Consider the following 15,341-nt stretch of genomic DNA (forward strand, 5'->3'; position numbering starts at 1 on the left):
TTCATTTAAATTATAGAGAGCTGCGCCAATAACTCAATATGTGTTTATAGGACAAAAACAGGGTGGATGATGCCAAAGACTTTGACATAGCTTTTTTGGACGCTTGCAACTGTCATGAATTTCATAATTCCTCAAAATATACTTATATATACAAAGACATGGATTCGATGATGAATGCGCCAGTAAATGTTGAGCAAGAACTTACGCCAGTAAGCATTCCAAAGTCAAAAACTCAGTTGGATCGTAAACGTTATTTATGGGCCATTAGCCCAGCTTTGCCTGTAATCGGAATTGGTATTTTGGCAGGTTATCAATTTGCACCACGTCCATTGAAAAAAATCTTTGCTTTAGGTGGTCCAATTGTTTTACACATTGTGATTCCAACAATTGATACGATTATTGGGAAAGATGCCAATAATCCAACCGATGAAGATATTAAGCTGTTAGAAAAAGACCCATATTATTCTCGATTGGTTAAAAGCTTTATTCCACTACAATATGCAGCCAATGTTTATGCATGTTATTTATCAAGCCGTAAAGAAACCTCTTTCATTGATAAGATTTTTCTAGGTATTTCAATGGGCGCAATTAATGGGATTGCCATTAATACTGCACATGAGCTAAGTCATAAATCTGATCGTATTGACCATATTCTTTCGCATTTGGCGTTGGTACCAACAGGGTATAACCATTTCCGTGTTGAACATCCTTATGGTCACCATAAACGTGCTGCGACACCTGAAGATCCAGCATCTTCACAAATGGGTGAAACGTTCTATGAGTTTTGGCCACGTACGGTCATTGGCTCTTTCAAATCAGCAATTGAAATTGAAACGACGCGTTTAAAACGTAAAGGCAAAGAGTTCTGGTCAAGGGACAATGAATTGCTACAAGGTTGGGGCATGAGTGCCGCGTTTCATGGTTCAATGGTTGGTCTGTTTGGTAAAGGGGTCATTCCTTATTTAGCGACTCAAGCGTTCTATGGCATTAGTTTGTTTGAGATTATTAACTATATCGAACACTATGGTTTAAAACGTCAAAAGGATAAGAATGGTAAGTATGAGCGTACCATGCCAGAACATAGCTGGAACAATAATAATATTGTGACCAATTTATTCTTGTATCAGTTACAACGTCATTCGGATCATCACGCTTACCCAACGCGTCCATTCCAAGCTTTACGTCATTTTGATGAAGCACCTGAGTTGCCAAGTGGTTATGCAAGTATGTTATTACCAGCTTTGATTCCACCACTATGGTCAAAAATGATGGATAAGCGCGTCTTTGATCACTATAAAGGTGACTTGAATAAAGCCAATATTTTCCCGAAACGTCGTGCAAAAATCTTTAAGAAATTTGGTGTGGTTGATCAGTCGCTGACTGAAGTTTCTAGCGAGACAGCAACTACAGCATAATACGAACTGCTTTCCCAAAGCAGGGCACTGATGAGCAATCGTCAGTGCCTTTTTTATTTTCTTGTATAAAAAGCTTAACCAAGTACAGATTTTGAATATTCTTACTGTATATCTATGTATAACTTAAAAATAATCTTGTAATTGGTTTATGAGGCAAAGATGACAAAACATTATGATTATATTGCGATTGGTGGTGGGAGTGGCGGCATTGCATCAGTGAATCGTGCTGCGATGTATGGAAAAAAATGTGCCTTAATTGAAAAATCTGAAATAGGCGGGACTTGCGTCAATGTTGGTTGTGTTCCTAAAAAAGTGATGTGGTATGCCGCCCATGTCACTGAATCGATTCAGAAATATGGTCCTGATTATGGTTTTAATACTAAAGTTGAGTCATTTGATTGGCAGGTTTTAATCAAAAATCGGCAGGCCTATATTGATAGAATACATCAATCTTATCAAAATAGCCTAAGCAAAAATCAAGTCGATCTTATTCAAGGTGCAGCTTATTTCATTGATAAAAATACTATTGAGGTTAATGGTGATCGCTTTACGGCAGATCATATCCTGATTGCAACAGGTACACAGCCCTCACTACCTAAGATAGATGGAGTGGAATATGGCATAGATTCGAATGGCTTCTTTGAGTTAAGTGCTTTACCAAAAACCACCGCTGTGATTGGTTCGGGCTATATTGCAGTGGAATTGGCAGGTGTGCTGAATGCTTTGGGTTCTCAGGTTGGATTGTTCATTCGTAAGGATTTACCTGTAAGACGCTTTGATTCTTTTTTAAGTGAAACCTTAGTCGAAGTGATGCAAACAGATGGTATTGCTGTACATACCCAAGCTGTTCCTCAAAAAGTTACCCAAAATGCCGATGGCACAGTTGTGCTGCATTTGGAAAATGGTGAAACCCATAAAGTGGATTGTCTGATTTGGGCAACGGGTCGAGAGCCAAATACTGCGAGTTTGAATTTGGAGAAAGCCAATGTCCAGTTGGATGAGAGAGGCTATATTCAAGTTGATAAATTCCAGAATACCTCACAGCAAGGAGTTTATGCGGTAGGTGACATTACGGGGAAAATGGAGCTCACACCTGTCGCTGTTGCAGCAGGGCGAAGATTGTCCGAACGACTCTTTAATCATAAGTCAGATGAACATTTAGATTACAACAATATTCCAACTGTGGTCTTTAGCCACCCTCCAATCGGAACAGTGGGGATTACTGAAAAGGAAGCCATTGAGCAATATGGTCAAGAGGCGGTTAAAGTGTATAACTCATCTTTTACTGCGATGTATAGTGCGATTACTCAACATCGTCAGCCAACCAAGATGAAACTGGTCTGTGTGGGTGAAAATGAAAAAATTGTCGGTATTCACGGGATTGGTTTTGGCATGGATGAGATTTTACAAGGTTTTGCTGTTGCCTTGAAGATGGGAGCAACCAAGAAAGACTTTGATAATACTGTTGCGATTCACCCAACCTCGGCGGAAGAGTTCGTGACCATGCGCTAAGTGATGGTCTGGATATAAAAAGGACGTTATTGCAACGTCCTTTTTTTTGACTCATCAAATTCTTACTTCAATTCACTTGATGATTTACCTAATTCGCGACGGGCAATGATCAGTTGCTGAATTTGTTGGGTACCTTCAAAAATATCCAAAATTTTTGAGTCACGTGCCCATTTTTCCAGTAATTCATCCTCAGAATAACCAACACTGGCAGCAAGTTCGACACATTTCAGTGTGATCTCATTGCATACGCGACCCGCTTTTGCCTTCGCAATCGAAGCTTCTTTAGAGTTTGGCTTTTTATTGTCTGCCATCCACGTTGCTTTGATCGTTAACAAGCGGGCAGCTTCCCATTCAGCTTCCATGCGATAAATCTGTGCAGCAAGGTTTGAGGTCTGTAAATATGGTGTTTTATAGTCTGCATCAAGCTGATCTTTAAAGATTTCTTTGATACGTTCCAAAGATGCTTTGGCGCAACCAATGGCCATTGCCGCAACCAGTGGACGGGTATTATCAAAAGTTTCCATCACGCCTGCAAAGCCTTTGGCAACATCGATTTCTGCATTACCCAACAAATTGGCAGCAGGAACACGGCAGTCAATAAAGCTAATTACGGCAGTATCCGAGGCTTTAATCCCCAGTTTGTGCTCAAGACGTTCGACTTTCATTCCTGCTGTACCTTTTGGTACAACAAAAGATTTGATTGCAGCACGACCTAGTTTTTTATCCAAAGTTGCCCAAACCACCACAGAGTCAGCACGCTCACCTGAAGTGACAAAGATTTTCTCACCGTTGAGGATGTATTCATCACCATCTTTAGTGGCAGTGGTACGAATTGCCGCAGAATCAGAGCCACAGCCGGGTTCTGTAATAGCCATAGCCGCCCAAGTACCCTTGAAGCTTTCTAACTGCTCATCGTTGGCGACAGCGGCAATAGCAGAATTTCCAAGGCCTTGGCGTGGCATACTCAATAATAGGCCAGTATCGCCATAGCACATTTCAATTACACCCAGTGCGGTTGACATATTATTGCCATTTTTATTGCCTGATTCAGTTTCGCCTCGTTTGCCCACTGCTGCACCAGCATTAATACCTTCGCCGCCTTCGTTCATACCATCAATTAACGAAGCAAGCATATCGAGTTCTTTTGGATAGGCATGTTCGGCTTTATCATATTTGCGTGAGATTGGGCGTAGTACATTCAATGCAACTTCATGTGCCTGATCGACCATCATTTTGAATTTTTTAGGACTTTGTAAGTTCATTGTATTCTCCTTAGGTCGTCAATTAAGCATGTAAGCCAGAATGTAAAACTGCAGTTGCACGTAGATCGCGGTACCAGCGCTCAACAGGATGTTCTTTGGTAAAGCCATGACCACCTAAGATCTGCACACCATCTGTACCGATTTTCATTGATTTTTCTGCACAGAGCAGGCGGGCTAAATAGGCTTCTCGATGAAACGGTTTACCAACTTCTGCCAAACTTGCTGCATTGAGCACCAACATGCGCATGGCATCGATTTCAATGGCCATATCCGCAATCATAAAGGCGACACTTTGGCGGTGCGAGATCGGTTCACCAAAGGCAGTACGTTCATTGGCATATTTGATACAGTATGCTTTGATGGCTTCACAGGTCCCAACAGCCATGGCACACCACATCAGATTGCCAAGATCAACAAATGCGGTGTAATCAAAATCGCTATCACCTAAACGTAAGGCAGGAGTCTGATTGAATTGGAGTGTTGCTGTTTCTGCTGCTTTTAATCCCATTGCAGGGTTGGCTTTAATGGAGATACTTTCATTGGATTGCACCACGAATATATCAGGCTGACCATTAAACTCTGCACTCACAAGGAATACATCCGCAGTATCACCTAGAACCACCAAGGTTTTTTCACCAGTGATATAGAATTGTCCATTGGCTTCGGTTGCTGTGGTTTTTAACTGGAATGGATTGAAGGCTGGCGTTGCTTCTTGAAAAGCAAAGCTTGCGGTGACATCAGTATCTTCTGCAAACACAGGTAAATACATCGATTGGACTTGGGTTGAACCCCAACGCGTAATCGCATTAATTACACTGAAACGGCTCAGTAGGCCAGCGGTTAGACTAAAATCTCCCTTGGCAAGACTTTCAGCAATCAGGATATTACTGACAATATTTTGTTCAGCTGCCACACCACCTAAAGCTTCTGGTAAAGCATAGTAATTCAAGCCTAAATCGACTAGGTGCTGCCATAGTTGTTCTGGAAATTGGGCATTATGGTCCGCATCATGCGCCAAAGCATATAAAACTTCTTCAGCAAATTGTGACATCGCGTCAACGGTCATTTGCTGTTCTTCAGTCAGACTGAGATCAAACAAATTTTTATTGACCTGATTTGGGAGACGTTGTTTATCGATCGCTTGTGGCTTAAATGCTTTTTGTGTTTTTGTAAGCACTTTAAAGCCCGTTTTTGAACCTTGATATAATGATTTCTCTACAAATTTTCTTAATTTGAGTTGATCAAGTACTTCGCTTCCTGCGATTTTTGTGATCAAAGATAGCCCAAATCCCTGAGCTTTATTCATCATATTCGACATGGTTTTATCCTAGAGGATGGTTGTAAAATTATGCTGACATGCTCCAATGAAAAAGACTATGTCTTGTTTGACATGCCGATTGGAGAAAGATAAAGGGTAATCTGACCAACTATGATATTTTATCTATTTGTTTTTTAATGTTTTGTATAAAATAATAAAAAATGAAATTAAAAAAAATTGACCAAACTGACAGAGTGCTGATGGTATTGAATCGTTGTATGATCACTGGGTCATATCGGAATGGCTGCCAGTGATCATAATTTCTTCTTAGAAGCGTTTACTATAGTTCACGAATAAACGGTCCTCGCCAAAGTCATTACCGTGTTTCACATCATAGTCAATGCGGATGTATTGCAGTGCAAAGCCTTTGAGATAGGGTTGTTGAAAGGCGTAGTTCAGAATGAGATTGGATTCAGTCTCATGATTTTTCTCACCATTGGTTGCTTTAAAATCATGACCATAGACATATTTCACCATCGCATTTAGCCCAGGCACGTAGTCCTTAAAATCATAGCCATACATCAGATGATAAGACTTTTCATTCTTTTTAAAGAAGCCTGTGGCATTCCAGTTAATAAAATAGGTTTCAGGCAGAAAACCGTCAGGCAGTGGATAGGCGGACTCACCCATAATCTGCTGATAACCCAATCCAAAGGACTGATTTTTAACTTTGAGCATCTCAAGAATCCCAATATTTTGGGCATCAATATCAAAGTTATTGCCATCATTTTTGGCATTGAAATATTTAAACTTGGAATTTAGTGAGAGGTTGGATTGCTTCCATGTATGATCTAAGCCTAGATAGTGCTTGTTGTATAAGTCTTCTAAATTAGCAAAGTAATATTCTGCTTTAAGGGATGGGGTGAACTGATAGCGTAAATCCAGATAATTTAAATCATCGGAATATTCGGTTTTGCCATTGGCAGTAAAGGAGAACTTGCGAAAATCTTCTTCATTGCGAGGAGATACTTTGGTTACTCGGCCTATTTCGGCATAGAGTGGATCAGAGAGTTGTGATTTTAAGTTGGCTCCCCAATAGGAAGCGAGTAATTGGCGGCTGTTATCAACAGCAGTTACAGGCTGATCAAGCCACAGTTCACCAATACTTAATAAGGTTTTGTTATAACCGAGTTTAAACGTTGCTCCATATTTTAAAAAGTCAGATGCTTGTGACTGAGTTTGTGTATCAAATGGCAAGATGGTATCGGCTACATGCTTGTCTTTACTTAAACGTACCGCATATTGAACAGAAGCATCTGCACCAATTGTGACGGGCTTATCTGCGATTTGTAGCGGCGTGTCATGTAGTTGAGATGTATAAAATAGCGAGGCTGCCTGTGACCAACTGCCTGTATCTTTGAGGTTCTGATTGTCATAGTCGCGGTTGATATAGGCATTTTTCAGGGTGAATTTCCACTCTTCCTGAGTAGATTGGGCATTTTCAGCTGCAACAACTATCGGGCTGGAGAATCCAAGCATGACGAATAAAATTGCTGCTCTTAAGTATAGCGGGTTAAATTTATGTACGTGATTCATAATCCATATCCAATCTTGGTATGCCATCCCTAGGCGTTATTATTTTAAAATTCAGATTAATATCCTTCCTTCATTTATGAATATTGAAGGAAGGAAAATAGCAATGACTTAGTTGAGCTGTTCGTGTTGGATACTTTCACGATAATATTTACAGCCTTTGTAGAGCAGAAATACACCGAGTAAGCCTGCAACTGCATTTACAATCGAGATAGAGTTACCCACCATCAATGTATTTTGGAAATATTTATCTGTTAATAGCGCAACAGCGGTTGTACCTACACCTAAAGCAATCAAATTTGAAACCAGTAGAAATTTCGCTGAGACCTGAGCACGTAACTGGTTTGGGGTAAGCATTTGAGTTGCAGCAGCCGATGCAGGAATTGGAAAGGTCGAGAAAAACATAGCCACAAAAATTAAGGCAAAGGATAAGTACATATTATCGACTTGGGTAAACAGCACACTTGGAACAATAAGTGCAGCACAGCCGATCATTCCTGCTCGAATCGCTGCATCGCTATAACCCTTTTTAGAGAAATAATCGATGAGCCATCCACAAAATAGTGCTCCAGCCGTGTTTGCAACCAAAATAATACTGCCGAGAATATAGCTTGTTTGGCTGGCATCTAGGCCAAAGTGTCGCATGTAAAATGCAGGTGCCCATCCAAGTAGCGAGTACAGCATCATGGTATAGAAAGAGAAACCAATAAAGTGACAAAAGAAGGTCTTTTTATGAGTTTTGATAAAGGCAATAGAGTTTTTAAATGATGCTTGGATTACCTGCCCATTTTGATCAACTTTTAAGCCTTTTCGTGTCGGTTCCTTTACCGTTAAAATCATAACTAAAGCGAGTAAAACACCTGGAAGCCCGACGATAAAGAAGGTGAGTTGCCATGTTCTTAATTGACCAATGACTGGCAGGACGACTGAATCAACATTTTTTAAAAGACTAATCACATAACCGCCAATTAAAAAAGCCAAACCAGAGCCAATAAAAGCACCAATGGCATATAGCCCTAACGCACGGCCTAGTTTCTCTTTGGGGAATAAATCGGTCACGATGGAGTAAAAAGCGGGGGATAATGCAGCTTCACCAGCACCCACACCTAATCGTGCGAGAAACATCTGAGCAAAATTTTTACTTAAGCCACATGCAGCCGTTGCTAAGCTCCAGAATGCAATGCCAATCGAAATAATCTTAATCCGTGATTTCTTATCAGCGAGTGCGGCAATTGGGATGCCCATAAAGGCATAGAATAAAGAAAAAGCCAGACCTTGCAATAGACTAAATTGAGTGTCAGACAGCATCAGATCATGTTTAATGGGTTCGATCATCAAGGATAAAATTTGACGATCTACAAATGAAAGAATATAAGCTAACATGCAAATCACGACGACATACCATTGGTAGCCATAACGTTCGCGCTCTAAATGCGGCTCTGGATGTATATGAATCACTTGTTCAGGCGATAGTTCTGCCTTTTGCTCATTCCTGAGCATACTTTCTGGGTGGTTATCATTCATTCTGCATCTTCCTATGATGACTGAGTATTAAGTGATACTAAATAAATTTTATTTTTATAATTTAGTGTCATTTTTGGTCTATTTTATTTTATGGATCTGATTCAATAGCTATTCTTAAATAAAGCTTAATTTTTAATTTGACTGAAAAAATAGAATGATTTTTACAGGAAATAAGAAATCTATATTTAAGGTTAATTTTATTTTTATTGTTGTTATTATTGTATTTATTTTAATTATTTTATTTAATTTTCATGTTTTTATAAAATGTAAATAAACATTGCATTGGCTGTGGGAGATTTTTAGTTTAAAAAAGTATAGGCGTGACTATTTATATTATTGTTAAAATAATTTTAAAGCGATTCTTAAATTAGATAATTAAAAAAAATATGTAATTTAATTTCGTTTGAATTGTCTAGTCTAATCCTTCAGTCAGAATCACCATATATTCGCCTGCAAGATCTCGGTGTTTTTTAGCTTCTTGATAGGCATCACTGTGATACCAATTTTGAGCTTCCTGCATACTGCTAAATTTAATGATGGCAACGCCGTCGCTTTCGATATTTTCCAATGCAATAGACTGACCATAAAACACAATCGGTTCAGCATCAAAGCCTTGGCTAGCTTTGCGTGCTAAAGATGTATAGGTTTTCATCTCATCTTTATTTTTCAGTTCTTTACGAATCAAAATGATATATGCGCTCATTGGCTTTCCTGATGGATAGAGACTAAGTGTTGATTTGTTGACGGATACGATGTCATATCCATCAACACTCATGTATTAAGCTGCGCGAGCGACCAGCGTTAGGATATCGTAAGTGGCAACCAGTTCGTCGCGTTGGTTTTTTACTTTTATATCCCATACCACCACACCATGTGCAGGTTGTGATAAGTCTTTTTGTGGTTTTGGTGTTTTTTGTTTGCAGGTCAGTTCAACACGGATTGAATCACCAATTTTCACTGGCTCAACAAAGCGTAAGTTGTCCATACCGTAGTTGGCAATCACGGGGCCTTGTGCGGCATCGACGAACAATCCTGCTGCTGCAGATACGATAAAATAGCCATGTGCGACACGTTCACCAAAGAATGAATCTGCTGCTGCAATTTTGTCAGTATGTGCATAGAAATAATCACCACTTAAGCAGGCGAAATTGACAATGTCTGCTTCGGTCACTGTACGACGCGCTGTCAGTAAACGCTCACCAATGACCAGTTCATCAAAATCCTTTTTAAAAGGATGTACGCGGTCTTGCTTGATGTTTGAGCCTGCTGTCCATGAATGGGTAACTTGAGTCAAACTATTTGGCGAACCTTGAATGGCAGTTCGTTGCATATAGTGTTTTACTGCTCTAATTCCACCAAGTTCTTCACCGCCACCAGCACGACCAGGACCGCCATGAATTAAATGAGGCAGTGGCGAGCCATGACCTGTACTTTCTTTGGCAGATTCTTCATCCAGAATATGAACTCGACCATGCCAAGGTGCTATTTTCTGAATAATCTGTTCAATGTTTTCATGACTGTTTTTGACAACGGATGCAACCAAACTACCTTCACCACGTGCCACTAGATCGGCAAGTTCATCAATGGATTGATATGGTATAAGCGTACACACGGGACCAAAGGCTTCGGTGGTGTGTACATGCGTGGCTTGCAATGGTTGTTCACAGAGAAGAAGTGTTGGTGGGAAGAATGCGCCATTTTCAGGAGTAGCTGCATTAAATTTAAAATTTGTTGTACCACCAAAAACAATTTTTGCATCTTTAGCCAGTTCTGCAACTTTGTTTGCAACATCCAACTTTTGTTTAGGGCTTGCTAATGCTCCCATTGTGGTGTCTTGTTTCTGTGGATCGCCCACAATCACTTTTTCCAGTTTAGCAATCAGCTTTTGTTGTACTTGCTCAAGTTGTGCTTGGGGTACGAAAGCACGGCGGATGGCCGTACATTTTTGTCCAGCTTTGGTAGTCATTTCTCGGAAAACTTCACGTACAAACAGATCAACTGTGGCTTCATCTGCTTCAGGGCTTAGGATGGCACTGTTGACAGAATCAGCTTCCATACTAAATGGAATTGAATATTTATTGAGATGTGGGTGGTTACGGAGTTTTTGGCCAGTATAGGCTGAGCCTGTAAAGGTTACACAATCTTGTGGACCTAGATAATCAAAAAGATCATCAATTTGTCCACAAATGAGTTGTAGTGATCCTTTCGGTAGAAGTTGTGTATCTTCAATCGCTTTAACAACTGCTTGGGTAAGTTGAGCACCGTCAGTTGCAGGTTTAACAATACATGGCACGCCAGCCAATAGCGTCGGGGCAATTTTTTCTAACATTCCCCAAATTGGGAAGTTAAATGCATTGATATGAACTGCCACACCCGCTTTCGGGCTTAAAATATGCTTGGCGCCAAAAGTGCCATTTTTTGAGAGTTGAATCCAACTGTCTTCGGTAATAATTTTTTCATCATTCAGTTCTCGTCGTACCAAACTTGAGTAAGCAAATAAGGTCTGAATTCCACCTTCAATATCAATCCAGGCATCTTTGCGTGTTGCACCTGTTGCATAGGCAAGCTGATAAAAATCTTCTTTGTGCTCAAGTAGGTGCTGTGCAATTTGTTTTAAAGCATTGGCACGTTGATGGAAGGTCCAATTTGCCAGTGTTGCACCATTCTGCTTGGCATATTCAACAACCTGTTGCATATCTATGCCATGACTGCTGACAGTATAAATTGGCTCATTGCTAATGGCATGAACCACAGTACGTGCATCTTCATGGCTTGAATGCCACGTTCCATATACAAAAGATCCAAGCTGAATCACTTTTGATGCAGGTTGTTGCTCTGCTGCTGATTTAGATGTTCCTTCTAATAGTGCTTGATCAAGCATGAGAAAACTCCATTTTTATGTGATACATCAATTTTTGAAATACTAAGAATATGATTCATAATTTCACGCCTATTGAATAAAAAGTCAACTTAATTTTATAGAAAAGAAATCATGTTGATTTTTATTATTTAAATATAATTAATTAAAACAAAGCTATATCTCTATTTCTTAGAGATGTTAAAATATGATACATAAAATGTTGTTGACTTTATTTTTAATGTATCGAAAAATGGATTTAAGGGTGAGACCTAAAGGGAAGACACAAATGGAAAATAAGTATCAGAAATTTGAGCAAAATATTGCCAATGACATCACGATAGAAGCGAAAGATGAAATGCCAGATGCCTATCGTAAAACTTTGATTCGCCAAATTGGGCAACACGGTCATTCTGAAATTGTTGGCATGTTACCTGAAGGAAACTGGATTACGCGTGCACCGACTTTAAAGCGTAAAGCGGTTTTACTGGCAAAAGTTCAAGATGAAGCAGGGCATGGACTTTACCTCTACAGTGCAGCAGAAACATTAGGTGCTGACCGTGATGACATGATGGAAAAACTGATTGATGGAAAAATGAAATATTCATCAATTTTCAATTATCCGACGGTGACTTGGGCCGATGTAGCTGCGATTGGCTGGTTGGTGGATGGTGCTGCGATTGTGAATCAGGTAGCGTTGTGCCGTACCTCTTATGGCCCATATGCACGTGCCATGGTACGTATCTGTAAAGAAGAAAGCTTTCATCAACGTCAAGGTTTTGAAGCCATGATGGTGCTGGCTGCTGGAACACCTGAACAAAAACAAATGGCACAAGACGCTGTAAATCGCTTTTGGTGGCCAGCACTAATGATGTTTGGGCCAAGCGATGAGCATTCTCCAAACAGTGCGCAAAGTCTGGCTTGGAAAGTTAAACGATTCAGTAACGATGATTTACGTCAAAAGTTTGTCGATAACACGGTTCCTCAAATTTTGCAGCTTGGTTTAGACGTTCCAGATCCTGATTTGAAGTGGGATGAAGAAGCGGGACGTTATATCCACGGTGAAATCAATTGGCACGAATTCAATGAAGTTATTGCTGGTCGAGGTCCATGTAACCACGAGCGTATAGAAGCACGACGCAAAGCTTGGGAAAACGGTAAATGGGTTCGAGATGCAGCTGTTATCTACGCGAAAAAGCAGCAAGCCGTAACGCAAGTCGCTTAAGCAAAATTTATGGACAAAATTGAGGACATCAAAATGGAAGATAAAAATAACTGGTCGCTTTACGAAGTATTTATCCGTAGCAAACAAGGTCTAAGTCATCGTCATGTCGGTAGCTTAAGAGCATCTGATGATGAAATTGCATTGCAACATGCACGCGATGTGTACACCCGTCGTAATGAGGGAATCAGTATTTGGGTGGTTCGTTCTGAATTGATTAAGTCATCACAGCCAGATGAAAAAGCTGAATTTTTCGAACCAGCGCTAGACAAAGTTTATCGTCACCCTACGTTCTATCATATTCCTGATGGCATCGAGCATATGTAAGGGAGTATGGAAATGAATAATCCTATTTTATCTAAGTTCTTATTACATATTGGCGATAGCCAGTTGGTATTGGCGCAACGTTTAGCGGAATGGTGTGGTCATGCACCAGAGCTAGAGATTGATATTGCCTTGGCGAATATTGGTTTGGATCTGCTTGGGCAATCCAGAAACTTTTTAACCTTAGCTGGGCAATATGAAGAGGCACAGCGTGATGAAGATCAATTGGCTTACTTCCGTTCAGAACGTGAATTTCTCAATTTATTGATTTGTGAACAGCCAAATGGTGATTTTGCTCAAACTATCGTGCGCCAATGGTTAATGGATCATTATCACTTGTTATTAATGACCTCTTTAAGCAAAAGTACAGTGGCTGAGATTGCCGCGTTGGCAATGAAATCATTGAAAGAAGTGAAATACCACATTCGCTTTTCAACTAGCTGGATGGAGCGTCTGAGCTTAAGTACAGCAGAAGCACATCAGCGTGTACAGGTCGCATTAGATAGCTTGTGGCGTTTTAGCGCAGAGTTGTTTGAATTGACCGCTGAAGAATATGTACTGGTTGAGCAGGGTTTAATTAGCGACTTGTCTAATGAAAAAGCACAATGGGACAAGACAATTGCTGAAGAATTAAAACGATTTGAGCTGACGGTTCCTGTAAATGGCGCTTATCGCCGTGGTGCCAAACAGGGTCTACATACGGAACATTTAGGATATTTGTTGGCTGAAATGCAGGCCATTCAACGCACTTATCCTGAAATGACTTGGTAAGACAAGGAGTTGAGCCATGCAAATGATTCGTCATTGTATCGATCAGTGTTGGGATGTTCTGCAAACGGTCAGTGATCCTGAGATTCCTGCTTTATCTGTAGTGGATTTGGGCATGATTCGTGGGGTGGAACTGAATGATCAGCAAGAAATTATTGTTCGATTAACACCTACCTATAGTGGCTGTCCTGCAACTGATTTATTAAAAGCGCAGATTGTCGAGGCGTTGGCAGCAGAAGACCTCACTCCCGCAAAGGTGATTGTTGATTTATCTGAAGCATGGACAACCGACTGGATGTCTGAAATAGGCAAGAAGAAGTTACAAGACTATGGTATCGCGCCGCCAGAGGGTTTAGCACATCAGTGTGGAACACATGTTCATTTAAAAGATGGTGTGGTGTGTCCGCGGTGTAAAAGTCGAAATACCAAGCTGCTCACGGAGTTTAGTTCGACCGCGTGTAAGGCCTTGTACAAATGTCAGGACTGTCTTGAGCCCTTTGATTATTTTAAATGTATTTAAAGTTTTAGATAAGGAAATCAGCCATGAGCCAATTTATTCCCTTAAAAGTAAAAAGTATTACCCCTCAGACAGATCAGGCCATTTGTATTGCGTTTGATCTTGTGCCTGAGCAACAAGAACAATTTAAATTTCAGCCAGGTCAACATTTAACGATTCGCCATTTAACTGAGGCAGGTGAGATTCGTCGTTGCTACTCGATCTGTAGTTATGCACCGAAAGAAGATATCAGTATCGCAGTGAAAAAGATGGATCAAGGCCAATTCTCAAATTGGGCCAATGATTATTTAAAAGTTGGCGATGTTCTTGATGTGATGCCACCACAGGGTGTTTTTTTTCAAAAAGCAGCCAGATCTGGCGGTCAAGCATTTTTAGGTGTTGCTGCTGGCAGTGGTATTACCCCAATTTTGTCGATTATTAAACAGGTTTTGTTTGAACAATCGACATCGAATTTTACCTTGCTCTATGGTAATCGTTCATGGAAACAAACCATGTTTGCTGAGCAAATTATGGATTTGAAAGATCAATTTAAAGAACGCTTCCAGTTGATCAATATTTTTTCCCGTGAATTCAACGAAAGTGAGTTGATGAATGGTCGAATAGATGAAACAAAATTAAAGCAATTGTTTGATCATGACGTGCTAGAAAGCAATTTTGATCATGTTTTTGCCTGTGGCCCAGATGAAATGATGGACACAGTCGAAAGCCTGTTACCGACCTATGGTTTAAGTAAAGACAAGATTCATACTGAACGTTTTAATACCGGTCATGTCCGTAAACGAGCAGTCGATGCTGATGCGAATCGTAAGGAAGAACAAGTCAATATTGTACTGGATGGTCGTGAACTGATCGTGTCAGTGTCTCAAGACGATGAAAGCATTTTAGATGCAGCATTACGTGCAGGTGCAGATTTACCTTATGCATGTAAAGGCGGCGTGTGTGCGACCTGTCGTTGTAAGGTGCTCTCTGGTGATGTTGATATGTTCTTGAACTACAGTCTTGAAGATGATGAAGTCGAAAAGGGCTATGTGCTGAGCTGTCAAACCTTACCTAAAGGCTCAAATGTCCGTTTGAGCTTTGATGAGTAGA

At 40.3% G+C, this 15,341-nt stretch carries 13 protein-coding genes; 7 read left to right on the forward strand and 6 right to left on the reverse strand.

Translation table 11 applies throughout. The features are described from left to right. The first annotated feature begins 170 nt into the window (after positions 1–170). Positions 171–1,415, forward strand: coding sequence for an alkane 1-monooxygenase (locus B2727_RS09890; protein ID WP_033133065.1), 1,245 nt, complete (start codon positions 171–173; stop codon positions 1,413–1,415). Positions 1,416–1,574: 159 nt separating this feature from the next. After that, complete coding sequence (gene gorA, locus B2727_RS09895) at positions 1,575–2,927, forward strand: glutathione-disulfide reductase (RefSeq protein WP_033133066.1); 1,353 nt, start codon at positions 1,575–1,577, stop codon at positions 2,925–2,927. Positions 2,928–2,989: 62 nt separating this feature from the next. Here gorA and B2727_RS09900 read toward each other — a convergent pair whose 3' ends face one another. From B2727_RS09900 to paaZ, 6 genes are all read right to left on the reverse strand, one after another. Then, entirely contained in the window at positions 2,990–4,189 is a 1,200-nt protein-coding gene (locus B2727_RS09900) for an acyl-CoA dehydrogenase family protein (RefSeq protein WP_033133067.1), read from the reverse strand. 22 nt (positions 4,190–4,211) lie between these two features. Beyond that, positions 4,212–5,498, reverse strand: a complete 1,287-nt coding sequence (locus B2727_RS09905) for an acyl-CoA dehydrogenase family protein (protein ID WP_241345106.1) — start codon at positions 5,496–5,498, stop codon at positions 4,212–4,214. A gap of 276 nt (positions 5,499–5,774) precedes the next feature. Beyond that, positions 5,775–7,043 carry an OprD family outer membrane porin gene (locus B2727_RS09910; RefSeq protein ID WP_033133069.1) on the reverse strand — a complete coding sequence of 423 codons (1,269 nt, stop codon included), beginning with the start codon at positions 7,041–7,043 and terminating at the stop codon, positions 5,775–5,777. Positions 7,044–7,151: 108 nt separating this feature from the next. After that, positions 7,152–8,564 (reverse strand): spinster family MFS transporter, encoded by a 1,413-nt coding sequence (locus tag B2727_RS09915; RefSeq protein WP_033133070.1) that lies wholly within the window; start codon positions 8,562–8,564, stop codon positions 7,152–7,154. Positions 8,565–8,976: 412 nt separating this feature from the next. After that, positions 8,977–9,267 carry a DUF1330 domain-containing protein gene (locus B2727_RS09920; RefSeq protein WP_033133071.1) on the reverse strand — a complete coding sequence of 97 codons (291 nt, stop codon included), beginning with the start codon at positions 9,265–9,267 and terminating at the stop codon, positions 8,977–8,979. A gap of 75 nt (positions 9,268–9,342) precedes the next feature. After that, the gene (gene paaZ / locus B2727_RS09925) at positions 9,343–11,445 is read right to left on the reverse strand and encodes a phenylacetic acid degradation bifunctional protein PaaZ (RefSeq protein ID WP_033133072.1); all 2,103 of its coding nucleotides are present in this window, start codon (positions 11,443–11,445) and stop codon (positions 9,343–9,345) included. A 265-nt stretch (positions 11,446–11,710) separates the two neighbouring features. On the opposite strand from paaZ, the gene paaA reads away from it, so the two are divergent. Genes paaA through B2727_RS09950 form a run of 5 tightly spaced genes read left to right on the forward strand, consistent with a single transcriptional unit; the run spans position 11,711 to position 15,340 of the window. Continuing rightward, the gene (paaA, locus tag B2727_RS09930; RefSeq protein ID WP_005188895.1) at positions 11,711–12,646 is read left to right on the forward strand and encodes a 1,2-phenylacetyl-CoA epoxidase subunit PaaA; all 936 of its coding nucleotides are present in this window, start codon (positions 11,711–11,713) and stop codon (positions 12,644–12,646) included. A 33-nt stretch (positions 12,647–12,679) separates the two neighbouring features. Further along, positions 12,680–12,970 (forward strand): 1,2-phenylacetyl-CoA epoxidase subunit PaaB, encoded by a 291-nt coding sequence (gene paaB, locus B2727_RS09935; protein ID WP_005188892.1) that lies wholly within the window; start codon positions 12,680–12,682, stop codon positions 12,968–12,970. Positions 12,971–12,982: 12 nt separating this feature from the next. Beyond that, the gene (gene paaC, locus B2727_RS09940; RefSeq protein WP_033133073.1) at positions 12,983–13,738 is read left to right on the forward strand and encodes a 1,2-phenylacetyl-CoA epoxidase subunit PaaC; all 756 of its coding nucleotides are present in this window, start codon (positions 12,983–12,985) and stop codon (positions 13,736–13,738) included. Between the two features lie 16 nt (positions 13,739–13,754). Then, complete coding sequence (paaD, locus tag B2727_RS09945; RefSeq protein WP_005188886.1) at positions 13,755–14,255, forward strand: 1,2-phenylacetyl-CoA epoxidase subunit PaaD; 501 nt, start codon at positions 13,755–13,757, stop codon at positions 14,253–14,255. A gap of 23 nt (positions 14,256–14,278) precedes the next feature. Further along, on the forward strand, positions 14,279–15,340 hold the full coding sequence (locus B2727_RS09950) for a 2Fe-2S iron-sulfur cluster-binding protein (protein ID WP_005188882.1): 1,062 nt from the start codon (positions 14,279–14,281) through the stop codon (positions 15,338–15,340). Position 15,341: the final 1 nt, after the last annotated feature.

Origin of the sequence: Acinetobacter sp. UBA991 (assembly GCF_002292065.1) — a bacterium.
GTDB lineage: Bacteria > Pseudomonadota > Gammaproteobacteria > Pseudomonadales > Moraxellaceae > Acinetobacter > Acinetobacter higginsii.